We start from the raw sequence: 17,011 nt of genomic DNA, 5'->3' as shown, positions 1-17,011 counted from the left end.
CTTTTTATATTTTTATATTTGTCATATAAATAATTCTAAATGAATCAACTTTTAGCAAAATCCTTTGATAGCTCAGTTTACAATTATCCAGAATTAATCGATAAGCTTCTTTTAGAAATTAAGAAGTCAGAACTTAATCTTTGCGATAATCTAGAAAAAATACGAGAAGATTTTCCAAATTTAACAGATCATTCATTAGCTCATTCAATAGCATTATGGAATTATGCACAAATAATTATTGGCAATGACAATTATCTAAATCCACTGGAAGCCTATGTATTACATATATGCTTTTTAATACATGATGCAGGTATGTGTTTTTCTATATTAAATAATAAAAATGAAATTATTGAAACTGAAATATTTAAAGATTTTATTGCTCTAAATCCAGATCTTGAAGATTTAGAATTTGAAGCCTTATTTTATTGTGTTAGAAAATTGCATGGAGAATTTGCTTTAAAGATTCCGCAAACACTACTTAGTTCTGGTAAAATGGTTATTGAAGACGAAGAACTTAGAGATGAATTTTCAGAAATTATCGGCAAAATCTCTAAAAGCCATAGCTGTGATATTTCATATATAGAAAATGAGTTAAATACATATGTCAACCCCAGATTTGTTGATTTAAAAGTTGATTGTAAAAAACTAGCGTTTATCTTAAGAGTTAGTGATGCTGCACATATAGATAATTTAAGAACTCCTCTAACAAAAAAACAAATTCAAGAAGATATCAAAGGTATATCAAAAGAACATTGGACATTTCAAAAAAAAATTGGATTTCCTACTGTTGAAAATGGTTTTTTAATTTATAATTCAAATTCAAAATTTGAAATTAATGAAAAAAAAGCTTGGTGGCTGTGTTATGAAGCTCTGAAAGTACTTGATTCCGAATTGAGAAAAGCGGATACCTTTTTTACAGAATCTAATAAGAATGGATTTTTAGTTAAAGGAGTAAAAAACATTGAAAACACTCTCAGATTAGGAGAAAGTAATATTAGAACCTCTGGTTGGAAATCTCTTGATTCAAAAGTTAAAGTTACTAATCCTAAACTATTAGCTGCAAATGTTGGAGGTAAAAATTTATATGGATCAATTCATTTTGCATTTCGAGAAATTCTCCAAAATTCCATTGATGCTATTAATATTAGAAAATTGAAAGATGAAAATTTTCATGGCTTAGTAGAGGTTTCTCTTGAACAAAATGATAATGACCATTTTCTAATTATTAAAGACAATGGCATAGGAATGTCGAGAAATATAATGGTTAACCAACTCCTTGATTTTGGGAATTCTTATTGGAATTCTTATGATTTTTACGATGAATATGTTGGAGTTGCTAGATTAAAATTTAAATCTATTGGTAAATTTGGTATTGGTTTTTTTTCAGTTTTTATGCTCGGTGATTTTATAGAGGTAGATTCTGTAAAATACGGAGAAGTATTAACAAAAAGACATAAGCTTACATTTGAAAATGGATTATATGACAATCCAATCCTTAGTGAATATGATATTAATGATGTCAAGAATGATTATGGAACCATTATAAAAATAAAATTGAAAGATAATCCCTATAGCAAAGAAGGCTTTATTGGGACATTAAATTTGAAAAATAATAATCTGTTAGATTTCATTAAATTTTTAATTCCTTCTGTAGATTTTGATATTAAAATAAATGAATATAATAATCTTGTAGTTTATAAAAACTATATTGATGATTCTAGAAACTATTCTTACGGAGAAATTATTTCAGAATTAAGCGTAGAAAAGAATAATGAAACTCAAAAAATAATTTCGGTAATAAAAAGTTTACCTTTATATTTACTACCGATCAAAGTAGATGGAATTATTATAGGACAATTGGGCGTTTTACCCAATATTTCTCAGATTTCTCCACATGAAACGGGAGTTGTGATTTCAAATGGTGTGCGGGTAAGTACTTTTTCAAATGATTTAATAGGCTATGTTAAGGTTGATGAAATTAGTAATTTAAATAGAACAAAATTCAAATCTAACATTCCATTTACATCATTTTATGAATGGGGTGTAAGGATATTAGAATATATAAATTCACATAAAGATTTATATGATTTTACAAATAAAATTGACGGCTTAAAATTTACATTAGGTATTATTGATGAAGATCAGCAAATTTTTGGTTTAATATTAAATAATAAAAATGTTTATGGTTTTACAGTTGAGCAATTTAAAAACTATATTAAAAATATTAATGAAATTAAGATTTACACACTTATGCAAGGTATAGGAAATGGTTATAATTATGATGGATTTATATTTCTTGTGAGACCTCTTAGCTTTGGTGATTTGTTAAAATCCGCAGATAATAATAAAATTAATACCTCAGAAAAATTTGTGGAAGATTTAATTCTTCAAGTATGGAGTGGATTTACAACTTCAAAAAAATCTGGCCTTGAAGAGTTTGCACTAACAAATAATTTTAGAGATATCCCTTATATGGAATTAAAAACCTATAATCGTAAATTTTCATAAATCTTATATTTGATTAAAAAACAACTATCATTAAACAAAACAATTGAATTGAAATTTGAAAGAAAAGGATCAATTTTCAAATAATTTTATTCAAACCTATTGAATGAAAAGAGTAAATAAATTTTAGAAAACTTAAAAAATCTTAAATAAAAATTCATTTTTCATCAGGTTGGGAATTGAATAACATACAAAACCGCTGTATCTCTATGAAATACAGCGGTTTTTATTTTTAACAAAAGATTATATTTTTTAGTATCCTTTTGTAACCTTCTTATCAATAGTTTTGTCATACTTATAAAAAAACTAATGTCAAAACTCTTATCTACTCTATTTTTATTCTCCGCAGTATTATTTTTCGGGCAGGTTCAGCTTAAAGTCATCAACAAATCTAATAAGCAACCCATTCACAACGCGGCTGTATATTGCGATGACGAACTGTTGGGAAAAACAGATTTCAACGGCAATTTATCATTCAAAACAAAATGTAAAAAAGTTGAAATTCTGGCCAGCAATTTTGGTGATGTTTCTGCTGACGTTAAAAAATCGATGGAAATCTCAATGCAGCCTTTGTCAGAAAAAATGGATAATATCGACAAAGTCATCATCAGTGATAAAAGTGATCCCAGAGCGCTGAGAATTTTGGATGAGGTCAACAAAAAAGCTAAGGACAATTCTCCGAAATCGTTGAATTCATACCATTTCAAATCGTATTCTAAATTTTCAATCGATGTAGATAAAGATTCAATCGATACTTATAAAAACTTCCTCGCGGTAAGAAAAGATTCGCTTTCAAAAGTGGATAAGAAAGATTTTAAACAGAAGGAAAAGGATAAAAAAGATTCTCTGACTGCCGAAGATTTCATCAGTGCAACTGAAGAAAGCCAGATGTTTCTTTGGGAAAAAGCGAGTGAATATAGGTATTCGAAGAGTTTTGGTGAAAAAACAAATATCATCGACAACAGAATGTCCGGTTTTAAAAACCCGATTTATGAGGCTTTGGCCATCAATATTTCGAACCTGGACAGAACACCAAGACAATTAAGACCTGAAAACAGAAAACTGTTCAATTTCTATCTTTCTGACACCTTACAGCTTGACGGAAGAAAAACTTACGTGATTAAATTCAAAGAAATCACAGATAAAAAGAAGCAGAACCCGAGAAAATTCAACGGAAAAATATATGTGGATTCAGAAACTTATGCTCTTAAAAAGTTTGAAAGCGTTAATAAAAAACAAAATGAAGGCGATATTGTTTCTGTCTGGAAACCTATTAACGGAAAATGGTTTTTGGATTATGAAGATATCAAATTAAAAATGGGAGATCAAAGTTTTGATACTTCAAAAAAAGACAGCTTAAAACCGGGAGAGAAAGTAAAATACAATAAAAAGAAATTCGGAAATTACCTGTATGTTAAAAACCGTTTCTTTGATTTCAACCTTAATGAGGAGCAAAAAGCATCAGATTTTAAAGGATATTCTCTCGAAATGAAAAACTCTGACGGAAGTCTTCTTGAAAAATACAGAACAGACAGCCTTACAGCCAGAGAAAGTGCGACCTATACAAAAATTGACAGCTTTGTTCAGAAGAATGATTTTGAGAAAAAATTAAATACTTTAACTCAATTAATGCGAGGAAACATTCGCTATAAAATGATTGATTTTGATATTACAAAACTTTTCAGTTACGATAACTATCAAGGAGTTCGTTTGGGAGCCGGAGTAAAACTCAACGAAAAATTCAACAAAACCTTTTCTCCTGACGGCTATTTCGGGTACGGATTCAAAGATCACACCTGGAAATACGGTTTAGGCTTGGATGTAAAACTGTCTGACAAGAGAACTTCAGTGTTCAGAATTGATTATGTAGACGATGTTTTTGCAGCAGGAAGGTTCAATAATATGATGTGGGATATGATGATGAAAGTTTCGGATATGAATCTTGATCTTCATAATGGAACTTTTTATAAAAATCAAAAATGGGGCGCTTCGTTCCTGTATGATGTTTCCAATTCATTAAGCATGAAAGTAACTGTGAATAAAGAAAAACAGAAAGCTCTTTTCGATTATCAATATAAAAATTTAGGAAACAGTTTCGACAACACAAGTGCAACATTATCTTTAAAATTTGCTCCGAATGATAAAAACATCATGACACCAAGCGGAAAATATACCTACGAAAAAAGCTATCCTCAGATTTTCATGAATTACGAGAAAGGATTTGAAGCTTTTGGAGGAGATTTGGATTATCACAGATTGGATGCTTTAATCATTCATCAGTTCAGATCTAAATTGGGGTATACCAACATTAAACTCTTCGGAGGAATTTCTTCAGGAAATGCTCCGATCTGGAAAAACTTTGAAATTGCAGGACAAAATGATGCTAATGTAGACAACTGGTATTCAAACATCAGTACCCCATCCAACTTAGGATTTACAACCATGCCTTCAGGAACTTTCTTTGCCGATAAATTTGCAGCATTTAAGGTTTCTCAGTCGCTTCCGTTCAGATTCAAAACTTTTGGGGCAAGATATTCCAGCATAGATCTTGAATATCAGGCTGCTATCGGAAATCTGAAAAACAGAGGAGATCACCAGTTCCAATTCCAGGTTTTGGATCATTATTACCAGGAAGTTGGTGTAATGTGGAACCGATTTTTAGGCAGAAGTTTCGGAGTTGGCTTCTCTTATAGATTAGGATATTATCAAACGTCCCAATTTAAAGATAACTTCGGAATCAAAATCAGATTAAGTGTACTTTAATCATATCTTAAACTCTCGATAGCTTCGGGAGTTTTTTATTTTTTAAAAGAATTAAAATTTCGAAATTATTTTGAACCATTAAGATATGTCGAAAAAATTAAGGTAATTAAGAAAATCTTTCTGATTTTTAACGCATTACAATCCAGTAAAGACAAACTTAATAATCTTAACACCTTAATGGAACCTTAATGGTTAAATATTTAGCATATTTCATTATTACAGTTCGTAGAAAATGAGAGGGTTATTATAGAAAATTTAACTCATTTTATGGTATTAATATCAATTAACAAAACTTTTCCAGAACAATAAATATTATTAATTTTGAAAAGTTTTTTATGAAAAGGTTTTTATTGTTTCTATGGTTTTTCATGTATATTTTTGGTTTTTCACAATCAAAAGTTACATCCATTGAAACCGTAATCATTGAAGACAAAAGTGATCCGAGAGCCCTGGAAATTTTAAAAAAAGTCAACGAACTTTTTAAAGAAAACTCTCCAAAAACACTCGATTCCTATTCTTATAAATCTTACGAAAAAGTTTCTTTAGATATAGACGAAGACAGTATTTCGCAGTTTAAAAAACTTTTCGACAATACTCTTTTTAAAAAGAAAAGAGCAAAAGACTCTCTTAACAATATTACAGCCAAGCAAATATTTTCAAAAAGCAAGCTTTTTCTCTGGGAAAGAGCCCAGGAATTTTTATACTCCAAAAAATACGGTGAGAAGATCAATATTCTGGATAACAGAATTTCCGGTCTGAAACAGCCTATTTATGAAATGCTTGCGCTTCAACAAAGCAACAGGGATGTCGTTCCGGACCAGGTAAAACATGAAAACAGAAGGCTTTATCGTTTTTTTCTTACCGATACGATTGAAATGGACGGAAGGAAAAACTTTGTCATCCGTTTCAGAGAAGTGAATTACAAGAAAAACGACAAAAAAAGAAAATATAACGGTGCCATATATATCGACACCGAAACCTACGGTATTAAAAAAATCGAAAATTTCAGTAAAAATAAAAACGACGGAATCATTACCAGTACATGGTTTTTCTACAACAACAAATGGTTTCTAGCTCAGGAAACCGTGAAACTGAAAATGAGCAATATGGTTCTGGAAGAGGAGAACAGAGAAAAACACGAAAAAAAGAATAAAAAGAGTTTCGGAACGTATGCGTTTCTGACTTCAAGATATTTCGATTTCCAGTCGCCTGTTGAGCAAAACAGAAGCGATTTCAAAGGATATACTTTTACGGTAAAAAATGTTGAAGGAAAAACATTGAATCAATATCGTATGGATCCTTTAACTGAAAGAGAAAAGAATACGTATGCCACCATAGACAGTCTTGGAAAAATCTACAATATTGACAATAAAGCCCAGATTTTATCCGGATTATTAAACGGTCAGATACGGGTTGGAAGTTTTGATTTTGCTTTGGATGAAATTGTAAACTACAACGCCTATGAAGGATTCAGGGTGGGATTAAAGGCAAAACTTAATGAAAACTTCAATCCTTATTTTTCTCCCGACTACTATTTTGCTTATGGTTTTAAAGATGATCACTGGAAATATGGAATTGGATTAGACATTAAGACTTCTTTGGAAAAAAATTCGTTTTTCCGCATTGAACATTATGATGATGTAACAGCTTCCGGAGAATTCTACCGAAAACTTTGGAGCTTTAAGATGAGAACCTCAAACTATGGAAATAATCTTAATAACAGCAGATATTTTCAGTTTAAGGGAGTCTCCGTTTCTTATACGAATGACCTGACCAATGCATTGACTTTGGTTTCAACAGTAAGAAGAAATTCTGAAGAAGCCATGTTTGATTATGATTTCAAAGATAAAGGAGCTGCTTTTGAAAATTTCAATACGCTGGTTACCCTGAAATATTCTCCGAACTCTACCAATATTATGACTCCACAAGGAAAATCGTTGCTGGATCAGAAGTTTCCTGAGTTCTATCTGAATTACGAACAAAGCTACAAAGCATTTGGAGGAGATCTTAATTATTCCCGTTTCGATTTACTTTTTCTCTATAACTTGAAGACCATGTTGGGAACAACAGGTCTCAGATTGTATGGAGGAATGGTGTTCGGAGGCGCTCCGATCTGGAAAAACTTTACGATGAACGGATTGGCTTCACCGAGAAACGATTTCAACTTTAACCTTACTTCCTACCTTGGTTTTGCAACATTGGAGGGCGGAAAATATTATAATGATAAATTTGTTGCCTATTACCTCACCCACAAACTTCCCTGGTATTTTAAAAGCTTTGGACAGAATATTTCCAGCTTCGACCTTGTATTACGTGGAACGATTGGCGATATGGCACATCCTGAATATCATGACTTCAGATATAAAACCCTGAACAGATTATATCAGGAAGTGGGCTTGGAATGGAGTAATTTTCTTTCCAGTTATTTTAATTTAGGATTATTTTACAGAGTCGGGTATTATACGACATCAAATTTTAAGCAAAATTTTGCGATACAATTTAAACTCAAACTATTAGAATTTTAAAATCAGCCTATGCAGAAAATAGAAATAAAAGCAGATCAGTTTTTTGAATTATTAAAATTAAAAGACACTTCCATGTGGGAAATTTTCGCCCAAATGATCGATGGTAACGAAAAAGAAATTATTTTCCTGGATCATGAAGATAAAATCCTTTTCAACTATATCCTTCCTTCAACAAAAGAAAAAATGGAAGAAGACAGAACAGAATTCTCAAAACAGTTCGCTGATAAATTGGCAAATTTGAATTAAAATAAAACTCCACGGACTGTCATTCTGAATGAAACGAAGTGAAGTGAAGAATCTATGATATTCGAAAGATTCTTCCTACATCAGAATGACATTCCGTACATTACTCCACCTTTATCTCAAAAATTCTTCAACCGTTTTTTTAGCTTCTGCTACATCATGTACACGAAGAATTTTGGCTCCCTGTTTCAGCACTTTCATATGAAGTTTCTGGGTTTCTTCATTGATATCTAAAGGAGATTTTCCCAACGGTTTATAAATAAATGATTTTCTGGAGATCCCAATAAGCAAAGGAAATTTATCAAATCCAAGATATTGTACCTCATCAATCATTTTCATCTGATCTTCTACTGTTTTTCCAAATCCAAAACCGGGATCCAATATAATATCATGAACTCCCTTTTCTAATAATTCCTTTGTTTTTTTAGAAAAATATTGATTAACAGATACCGTAATATCCTGAAAATGTATTTTCTCATGCATGGTTTCATATGAAGGATTCACATGCATTAAAATATATGGAAGTTTAGTTTCGGCAGCTGTTTGAAACATTTTTTCATCAAATTGTCCTCCGGAAATATCATTAATCATATCAATCCCTTCATTATAACCAAATTTCACGGTTTCAGCATAAAAAGTATCTAAAGAAATCAGGGCTTCAGGAAATTCTTTCTTCAGCAAAGAGATTACATTTCCAATTCTTTCAATTTCTTCTTTACTGCTTAGAAATTCCGCATTCGGACGTGTTGACTGTGGACCGATATCGATTATTTCACCTCCTTCTTTCAACAATTGTTCAGCATGCTGTAATGCGGTTTTTTCATTATTAAATCTTCCGCCATCCGAAAAAGAATCAGGAGTAAGATTCAGAATTCCCATGATTTTTGGAGAGGATAAATCTATTAATCTTCCATTACAGTTCAATGAATGACAAAGGATAGGTGATGAATTATTTTGCATATGCAAAAATACTAACTTCTGGCTTCTCGTCTCCATTTTCCAGCCAAAAAACTAAGTCGTGATTCCTGCTACCTAAAACCTATTTTGTATCTTTGAAAGATTAAGAGAATTTATGCTAAAGACTTCAATACAATTCGAAAAAATTATCAGTCAGTGTCGTGATTTGTTTGGTAAAAAACTACAGGATTACGGTGCAGCTTGGAGAGTACTAAGACCCAGCTCCATTACGGACCAGATTTACATTAAAGTCAACAGAATCCGTACTTTACAGATGACCGATAAGAAAATGGTGGATGAAAGTGAAGAAGACGAATTTATTGCGATTGTCAACTACTCTATTATCGGGCTTATTCAGCTTGAAAAAGGTCTTGCCAATGATTTTAGCGAAAATAAGGACGAAATTTTAGGACTTTATGATAAGTATTCTAACGAAGCTAAAGCTTTAATGGAAAGAAAAAACCATGATTATGGTGAAGCTTGGAGAGATATGAGAATTTCTTCCATCACAGATCTGATTTATCAAAAAGTGCTAAGAACAAAACAGATTGAAGACAATCAGGGAAAAACGATTGTTTCCGAAGGCTTAGATGCTAATTATTTTGATATGCTGAACTACGCTGTCTTCTGTCTGATCAAATTCTCTGAAAAAGAAGAAACAACCAAACCAAAAATTATTTAAAAATGAAATTACTCGATTTACATTTAAAAAATATAGGTCCATTTCTTGATGATACAATAGAATTTGCAACTTTTGAAAATTCTAAAAAACAAGTTACTATTTTAACAGGTGAGAATGGCACTGGAAAAACTATTATTTTAGATGTAATAAGAGGTTTGCTTTTAGGCGAACTTAATCGTAAATCAATTAAGAGAAAAATTGCTCCAAATTCAGGTTTTTTGTCGGAATTAGATATCTCTATTTCCAATAAAAAACTTACTATTAGTGCACAAAACTATAATGATTTTTACCCTTTTAGTTTTAATTCGCAAATATCTAATAATGATTTAAATTTAAATCTTGCTTTTTTTAGTGAATCCCATGCTAAAGGAAATATTTGGATTGCTAATTATTGGACTTCTCAAAATGATAATAGCTCTTTCAATATTCAGAACTTAGATTTTGTTAAGCCAGAAGAGTATCTATTGAATGCTTTAGATGGAATTCAAAAAAATGCAGAAACAACAAAAATTATAACATTTTTTGACTATTATAAATCATCAGACCAACCGGATCAACAAAAAGAAGGTAAGTTCATATATGATACTATCAAACGAATTTTTAAAACAAGTTTAAATGAGGGAGAATTAAAATATGTTGACAGAGCCTCACTATTACCTGTTATTGAGATTAATAAAAATAAAATTTCTTTAGAAAAATTGAGCAGTGGAAATCTTTATTTGATACAAAGAATGCTTGGCTTGTTATCTCAAATGTATTCTGTATACAAACTAAACAATTTGGTATTAGAAGACATGCTTAAAACTCCAGGTGTTTTATTAATTGATGAAGCAGAAAATCATTTACATCCAAAATGGCAAAAAACATTTTTAAATTCTATTTTAGAAATTTTCCCAAATCTTCAGATTATTGCAACAACTCACTCACCTTTTATTGTTGGATCTGTTGATGGAGCAAAAGTATATGTATGTAAATCAAAAGAAACATATTCAGCAATTGAAGATGAAACCAATCTTTATTCAAATAAACCTATTAATGAAATTTTAATTTCAGAAGCATTTGCAGAAACTCAACCTTTTGCATCAAAAGAAATTTCTGATTTGATTGAAAAGAGAACATATGCTATTGAGAATGGAAATAAAGAATTGGAAAATGAAATTGAAGAACAATTATTAAAATTAAATCCTCAATATTTTTCGTACTTTAAAATTGATGAAATAATAAAAAAAATACAGAATCAGTAAATGAGGCATTTAACAAGATTAAATAAGCCTCATATATTAGAAGAAAAAGAGGTTATTTGGACAGAAAAATTCATTAATTCAGGAAAAGATAGACCTACTAATAGCAGTAGTACTTATGGACATAGTGAAGTAAAGCAAGCACTTTCAACTATTAGTTATCAAAAATGTTTTTACAGTGAAGTAAAATTTTCTAACTTATCAGAAGCACAAGTAGATCATTATATAGAAGTAACTGAAGATAAAACTAAGACATTTGAATGGAATAATTTATTTCTTTCACATAAAGATTCTAATCAAGGGAAAAAACCTAATAGCGTAATTCCAAATTCGGAAACATTAAACCCTTTTCATGATTCTGATGAGGAAATAGAAAAAAATCTTTTCTTTGAAGATGAACATATAAGATTTTTAACCGAAAAAGGGGACAAAACCATAAAAAAGTATAATCTTGACAAAGCTATCTTTAATACTTTAAGGTCATCAAAATTAAATGAGTACCGAAAAGTTTTGGAAGCGATATTATCTTCAATTCAATCGAATCCGCACAAAAATGAAATGTCTGAATTGGACAAGAGCTCGCTTAAAGTCTTTATGCAACCTGATGCTCCTTTTTCACTTATGTTTAGATTAATATTAAAAAGAAATAATTTAGAATTATGAAAACAATGTTACGTTTTATTATCGCAATTATTTTCATCCTTTCCGGCTTTGTAAAAGCTGTTGATTTAGTGGGCTTTTCTTTCAAAATGGAAGAATACTTCTCCCCTTCTGTTTTCAATATGCCATTTTTTGAAAAATTTGCATTGCTTTTCTCTGTTATAGTGGTAGTTCTAGAGCTTTTATTAGGTTTTATGCTTTTGCTTAAATTAAAACTAAAATTTACACTTTCAGCATTAATTGCCCTTTGTATTTTCTTTGGATTTCTTACTTTTTATTCCGCGTACTTCAATGTAGTAACCGATTGCGGATGTTTTGGAGATGCCATTAAATTCACTCCTTGGCAAAGCTTCATTAAAGATATTGTACTGTTAGTCGGTTTAATTCTCGTATTCATCTTATACAGAAAAGAATTTAAGAAGAAAGACGCATACAGCTTCAATTCTGAAAAAGCGCCTTCCAATAAATTTAAATATATTCTTTTGGGAGTATTTTCTATTGCAATGATTCTTGTGGGTGCTCATGGAATTGTTCACGAACCTCTTATTGATTTCCGTGATTACAAAATAGGAACCGATATCAAAGCTGAAAAGCAAAAAATCAACAAAAATCCGTCGGAATACAAGACTTTTTACACGCTTAAAAACCAAAAAACGGGAGAAGTTTTAAAGGTAAATCAGGACGATTATATTAAAGAAACAAAATATTGGGCAGAAGGTTCACCATGGAAAATTGAAGAAGGCAAAAACGAATCGGTCTTAATCAAAGAAGGGTATAAATCTGAAATCGTAAAGTTTAAAATTGAAGATCCTACCGGTCTTGAGCTTACTGAGGAAGTAATCAATGCTCCAAAAGCTGTTTTGGTATTTTCATATGCTCCTAAAGAGATTTCACCTGAATTATTAAAGCAGGTAGAGGCAAAAGTGAAAACACAGGGAGCCAAGGTGGTATACGGAGTTTCTACGATTGCTACGACCTTCAAAACCATTCCCAATGCTATGATGGACGGAACTGCCATTAAAACCATTGCAAGAAGCAATCCTTTTGTATTGATTCTTCAAAACGGAAAAATTATAGACAAACAGCCTGCAAAAGATTATGTAAAGTAATCTGTTCAAGGCAAAACATAAACACTAAAACTTAATTATAAGAATGCAAAAATCAAATAAACCTATCGCAGGATACCATCTGCTAATGATACTTTCCTCTGTAGACGGAGAATTTGCTCCTGAAGAAGGAATGCTTATTCAGCAGTATTTGGCGGATGAATTTCCTTTCAGAATGAATCTTGACAACGAGCTGGAAACATTAGCTCTTTTACAGCCGGAAGAATGGAAAGATCATTTCGAGTTTCACGCACGTTGTTTTCATGATGATTCAACACAAGATGAGCGTGAAAAATTTGTACAATTTGCAAAATCTTTGATCAAAGCAGATCATGTGGTAACTGACGCAGAACATACGTACTATAAGCTTTTAAAAAATTTGTGGAATATTAATTAATTGAGAAATTAGAGATTACAAGATAGAAATTAGTTAAAAAACAATGACTTATAGCTTCTAACCTCTAACAATCTACTATCTAAAATAAAAAAACTATGAGAAGAAAAATAGTTGCAGGGAACTGGAAAATGAACAAAAATGTAATTGATGCTCAACAATTAATGACTCAATTACTGGAATATAAGAACAATAATACGACCAACTGCGAAGTTTGGATCGCTCCTCCTGCATTATATTTAATGATGGCAAAAGATATCTTCGAAAAGGATGAAATCGGAGTATTTTCTCAGGATATGAGTGAGCACGAAAGCGGAGCTTACACCGGAGAAATCGCTGCAGATATGCTTGAATCTATCGATGCAACAGGTTCTTTAATCGGACATTCTGAAAGAAGACAATACCACGGTGAAACAGATTCTCACTGCAACAGAAAAGTGAAATTAGCTTTGGACAAAGGTTTAATTCCTGTTTACTGTAATGGTGAAACTTTGGAGCAAAGAAAAGCAGGACAACATTTTGAAGTGGTAAAAAACCAGACAGAAGTTGCTCTTTTCACCCTTTCTGCAGAAGAAATTAAAAAAGTAGTAATTGCTTACGAACCAGTTTGGGCAATCGGAACCGGAGAAACAGCGACCCCAGAACAGGCACAGGAAATTCATGCGCACATCAGAGGAATTATTGCTGCAAAATACGGACAGGAAGTTGCTGACGAAGTATCTATCCTTTACGGAGGTTCTGTAAAACCTGATAACGCAAAAGAAATTTTCTCTCAGCCTGATATCGACGGTGGTCTTATTGGTGGAGCTGCTTTGAAACTGGAAGATTTCTCTAAGATTATTGAAGGTTTTAATTCATAAAAAACTTTATATTACATCAAATAGATAGCTTCTCTTACTCTATTGGAGGGTTATTTATTTGATGTAATTTATTTTGTATAATTCCTTTTATACACCTTTCCTCTACTTATCTGTCGGTTTTAATTGTATCTGAAAATCTTCTCCGAACACTTCTTGTTCATCATTATTTTTCAGAAAGAAAATCATCGAAAATACATTACTCTACTGACTTCCTTTATTAATTTCTTAATAATTAAAAGCTTTTATAAGTTAAAACACACCCATACTTACAATCAAACTACATTATTATAAAAAAACGACTCTATATTTTAATAATATATTTGCAAAAGTTTAAGGTTGAGCCATTGCGCTCATTAATAGGGAATCAAGTGAAGAAATAATTCTTGAGCTGTACCCGCAACTGTAAGCTATTCAACTTGTGATCGATAATACCACTGAACTTCACGTTTGGGAAGGTGATCATAAGATGCAAGCCAGGAGACCTGCCTTAGATTAATTTCAACTTTCGGGAATAAAAGTTTATGAAGTAAAAATCTATAGGATTTTTTTCATGACTGTTTTGCCCTGAGGTGAAGTTTCGGGAACAAAACTTTAATTATATATTATCATGAAGAAAATCTATTTTCTTATTCTGGCATTTGTCGTCTTTTTTGCAAATGCTCAAATCGATGGAGTCTTGGTACTCAATGAAGGTGGTGCAGGAAGCAACAATGCTGAAATATCACTCATCAACAATCAATCGATTGTCACCAACAATTATTTTAAAACCAATAACGGCAATGCTGCATTGGGTGATACAGCTCAAGACATTAAAATTTTTGGTGATAAAATTTTTGTGGTTTTAAATATTTCGAACCAAATCAAGGTGATTAATAAATCTGACTTCTCCCTGATTACGACCATTACTTCCAATCTTGACAATCCGAGATACATCGCTGTCAGCGGAAACAAATTTTATGTAACCAATTGGGGAGGTTCAGGCTCTTCAACCAATTATGTTTCCGTTTATAATCTTAATACGTATGCTCACGAAGCCAATATTCAGGTAGGAAGCGGCCCTGAAAAAATCTACAGCAAAAACAACAAACTGTATGTGCTTCTGAAAGGAGGATTCGGAATCAATCAGTTCATGGATATCATCAATCCATCTAACAACACGGTAGAATCTCAGATTAATGTGGGAGATTTTCCTCACAGTATTTTTGAAAAAGACCATCTTCTTTACATCATGAGTTCAGGAAATCCATACACTGCAACATCTTTTGGAACGTTTACGGTTTATAATACGATCACACAAAGTGTTGTTTCCAGTACTCCATTTCCTGCGGGAACCAAACCTGCTTATATGGATACGGACGGAACCAATATTTACTATATAAAGGATGCCTCGATTTACAAAACTTCTATTGCTGCACCTTCTTTTTCTACAACTCCGATTGCAACCACTCCGATTACTGTTACAAGCTACGGAACCGCTTATGGCTTTAATGTCGTTAATGATAAAATTTACGTAGCCGATCCTCAAGGATATATTGCTCCGGGGAAAATTTATGCTTTCAATTTACAGGGAACTTTACAGAATACTTTTACGGTAAGTATGTTGCCTAATCAAGTTATCGCTTACAATACTTCTTCTTTATCAACTTCCGAAAACACAAAACCGTCTAAATTATCATTATATCCGAATCCTGCAAGCGACAAATTCTTTGTACAAGGCTTAAAATCAGGTAAGGTTCAAATTTATGACCTTAGCGGAAGACTTATGATGACTACAGATTATACACAGAGCGGAGTTGATGTAAATAATCTATCTAAAGGAATTTATGTGGTAAAAATCACTGATAAGAACAACACCTTCACTGAAAAACTGATCATCAAATAATCTGACATGAAAAAAATATTAAGTTTTACATTTATCTTTATCGTTGCTCTGTATTGGGCACAATTTACGGCAAACGATGTTAAATTTTTCATAGGAAGTGGAACTCAAACTGCCTATGTTGTTGTTGATTTTAAAGATGGAACCGATGACAGATCCTACGCTTGGGGAGTAAGATTCAATGCGGGAGAATCTCTTTCGATTAACACTTTATTACAGAAAATTCAAACTGCAGAACCTCAATTTACCTATCAGCAGGGCGGAGGTTTTTTAAATACTATTGGTTTCAATACGCACTATCAAACTTCAGGATCTGATTGGTGGAGCACATGGTCAGGAAGTTCGGCTGCAACATTTTCAGGAAACGGAGGAATCGGAGGAAGTGTACAAGATGGTAAATGGTACGGTTTCTCTTACGGATTTTCAAATCCATCGATGCAGGCTCCTGCAACACCTATTCCGGCTTACAGTTCGTTATGGTACAACGCCTCTCAAATTACCAACTGGATCGGTACCGGAACCAATAAGAGTTTGGTCGTTGTAGATTTTGGAACCGATAACGCTACCGGAAGTGCCAATTCTTTTGTGTTTGGAATCCAGTACAACGGAACAATTACAGCAGAACAAGCTTTACAATTAATTGATAACAATTTAAGCACATTCAACTTTACCTCGGCTTCTAATCAAGTTTCGTCTCTTTCTTTCAATTCATTGTCAGGAAATACAGGCGGAAGTAACACCTGGAAGCTTTACAAAGGAACCAATTTATCCAACTGGAAAACCAATCCTGATCTTTCATCTGTTACTTTAAGCAACAATGATTGGTTCGGATTAAGCTTCGGAACAAGAAGACCTTTTACGCCTACAGAAGCTAATGCTACTTTAAGTGTTTCAAATGCTGTAAAAGAGAAATTTGCAATTTATCCGAATCCGGCAAGTGATTTTATCAGTATCGACGCTAAGGAGAATATAAAAGAGGTGAACATCTACTCTATTTCCGGACAAAAAGTGTTGAACACCCAAAATCATAAAATTAACATTCAAAACCTACAGCCGGGAGTTTATTTGGTTGAAATTAAGACCGGACAATCCGTTACAACGCATAAGATTATTAAAAAATAATCGAATCGAAAATATGATAAAAGACTCGGCGCGCCCTTTGGGCGCGCCGAGTCTTTTATCTTTCAAACTCAAAA

Annotated in this window: 13 protein-coding genes and 1 riboswitch; of the genes, 12 read left to right on the top strand and 1 reads right to left on the bottom strand. The window is 32.2% G+C overall.

Annotated elements, in window-relative coordinates:
- The first annotated feature begins 39 nt into the window (after positions 1–39).
- From LV842_RS08875 to LV842_RS08860, 4 genes are all read left to right on the top strand, one after another.
- The gene (locus LV842_RS08875; RefSeq protein WP_233111090.1) at positions 40–2,508 is read left to right on the top strand and encodes an HD domain-containing protein; all 2,469 of its coding nucleotides are present in this window, start codon (positions 40–42) and stop codon (positions 2,506–2,508) included.
- A gap of 306 nt (positions 2,509–2,814) precedes the next feature.
- The gene (locus LV842_RS08870) at positions 2,815–5,268 is read left to right on the top strand and encodes a DUF5686 family protein (RefSeq protein WP_233111089.1); all 2,454 of its coding nucleotides are present in this window, start codon (positions 2,815–2,817) and stop codon (positions 5,266–5,268) included.
- 335 nt (positions 5,269–5,603) lie between these two features.
- The gene (locus tag LV842_RS08865) at positions 5,604–7,793 is read left to right on the top strand and encodes a DUF5686 family protein (protein ID WP_233111088.1); all 2,190 of its coding nucleotides are present in this window, start codon (positions 5,604–5,606) and stop codon (positions 7,791–7,793) included.
- Between the two features lie 9 nt (positions 7,794–7,802).
- Positions 7,803–8,039: a hypothetical protein gene (locus LV842_RS08860; protein WP_233111087.1), complete on the top strand. Its 237-nt coding sequence runs from the start codon at positions 7,803–7,805 to the stop codon at positions 8,037–8,039.
- Between the two features lie 111 nt (positions 8,040–8,150).
- Here LV842_RS08860 and folP read toward each other — a convergent pair whose 3' ends face one another.
- Positions 8,151–8,996, bottom strand: a complete 846-nt coding sequence (gene folP, locus LV842_RS08855; RefSeq protein WP_233111086.1) for a dihydropteroate synthase — start codon at positions 8,994–8,996, stop codon at positions 8,151–8,153.
- A 112-nt stretch (positions 8,997–9,108) separates the two neighbouring features.
- On the opposite strand from folP, the gene LV842_RS08850 reads away from it, so the two are divergent.
- The 8 genes from LV842_RS08850 to LV842_RS08815 all read left to right on the top strand — a co-directional run bounded on the left by LV842_RS08850 (position 9,109) and on the right by LV842_RS08815 (position 16,937).
- Positions 9,109–9,675, top strand: coding sequence for a DUF1599 domain-containing protein (locus LV842_RS08850; RefSeq protein ID WP_233111085.1), 567 nt, complete (start codon positions 9,109–9,111; stop codon positions 9,673–9,675).
- A 2-nt stretch (positions 9,676–9,677) separates the two neighbouring features.
- The gene (locus LV842_RS08845; RefSeq protein ID WP_233111084.1) at positions 9,678–10,919 is read left to right on the top strand and encodes an AAA family ATPase; all 1,242 of its coding nucleotides are present in this window, start codon (positions 9,678–9,680) and stop codon (positions 10,917–10,919) included.
- Entirely contained in the window at positions 10,920–11,579 is a 660-nt protein-coding gene (locus LV842_RS08840) for a hypothetical protein (RefSeq protein ID WP_233111083.1), read from the top strand.
- Positions 11,573–12,685 carry a BT_3928 family protein gene (locus LV842_RS08835; protein WP_233111427.1) on the top strand — a complete coding sequence of 371 codons (1,113 nt, stop codon included), beginning with the start codon at positions 11,573–11,575 and terminating at the stop codon, positions 12,683–12,685. The genes LV842_RS08840 and LV842_RS08835 overlap by 7 nt, the downstream gene beginning before the upstream one ends.
- A gap of 43 nt (positions 12,686–12,728) precedes the next feature.
- Positions 12,729–13,079 carry a tellurite resistance TerB family protein gene (locus LV842_RS08830; RefSeq protein ID WP_233111082.1) on the top strand — a complete coding sequence of 117 codons (351 nt, stop codon included), beginning with the start codon at positions 12,729–12,731 and terminating at the stop codon, positions 13,077–13,079.
- A gap of 95 nt (positions 13,080–13,174) precedes the next feature.
- Positions 13,175–13,936, top strand: a complete 762-nt coding sequence (gene tpiA / locus LV842_RS08825) for a triose-phosphate isomerase (protein ID WP_233111081.1) — start codon at positions 13,175–13,177, stop codon at positions 13,934–13,936.
- A gap of 316 nt (positions 13,937–14,252) precedes the next feature.
- Positions 14,253–14,440: riboswitch (cobalamin riboswitch) on the top strand.
- Between the two features lie 103 nt (positions 14,441–14,543).
- Positions 14,544–15,818, top strand: a complete 1,275-nt coding sequence (locus LV842_RS08820; protein WP_233111080.1) for a YncE family protein — start codon at positions 14,544–14,546, stop codon at positions 15,816–15,818.
- A 6-nt stretch (positions 15,819–15,824) separates the two neighbouring features.
- A complete protein-coding gene (locus LV842_RS08815; RefSeq protein WP_233111079.1) occupies positions 15,825–16,937 on the top strand; it encodes a T9SS type A sorting domain-containing protein in 1,113 nt (370 codons plus the stop codon).
- The last annotated feature ends 74 nt before the right edge of the window (positions 16,938–17,011 follow it).

This window comes from Chryseobacterium gwangjuense, from assembly GCF_021311115.1.
In the GTDB taxonomy this organism is placed as follows: domain Bacteria; phylum Bacteroidota; class Bacteroidia; order Flavobacteriales; family Weeksellaceae; genus Chryseobacterium; species Chryseobacterium gwangjuense.
This window is presented reverse-complemented; position numbering and strand designations above follow the sequence as displayed.

Bases quoted from the DNA above. Each gene is read 5' to 3' on its own strand.
- LV842_RS08875 (WP_233111090.1), top strand. From the start codon at position 40: ATGAATCAACTTTTAGCAAAATCCTTTGATAGCTCAGTTTACAATTAT.
- LV842_RS08870 (WP_233111089.1), top strand. From the start codon at position 2,815: ATGTCAAAACTCTTATCTACTCTATTTTTATTCTCCGCAGTATTATTT.
- LV842_RS08865 (WP_233111088.1), top strand. From the start codon at position 5,604: ATGAAAAGGTTTTTATTGTTTCTATGGTTTTTCATGTATATTTTTGGT.
- LV842_RS08860 (WP_233111087.1), top strand. From the start codon at position 7,803: ATGCAGAAAATAGAAATAAAAGCAGATCAGTTTTTTGAATTATTAAAA.
- folP (WP_233111086.1), bottom strand. From the start codon at position 8,996: ATGCAAAATAATTCATCACCTATCCTTTGTCATTCATTGAACTGTAAT.
- LV842_RS08850 (WP_233111085.1), top strand. From the start codon at position 9,109: ATGCTAAAGACTTCAATACAATTCGAAAAAATTATCAGTCAGTGTCGT.
- LV842_RS08845 (WP_233111084.1), top strand. From the start codon at position 9,678: ATGAAATTACTCGATTTACATTTAAAAAATATAGGTCCATTTCTTGAT.
- LV842_RS08840 (WP_233111083.1), top strand. From the start codon at position 10,920: ATGAGGCATTTAACAAGATTAAATAAGCCTCATATATTAGAAGAAAAA.
- LV842_RS08830 (WP_233111082.1), top strand. From the start codon at position 12,729: ATGCAAAAATCAAATAAACCTATCGCAGGATACCATCTGCTAATGATA.
- tpiA (WP_233111081.1), top strand. From the start codon at position 13,175: ATGAGAAGAAAAATAGTTGCAGGGAACTGGAAAATGAACAAAAATGTA.
- LV842_RS08820 (WP_233111080.1), top strand. From the start codon at position 14,544: ATGAAGAAAATCTATTTTCTTATTCTGGCATTTGTCGTCTTTTTTGCA.
- LV842_RS08815 (WP_233111079.1), top strand. From the start codon at position 15,825: ATGAAAAAAATATTAAGTTTTACATTTATCTTTATCGTTGCTCTGTAT.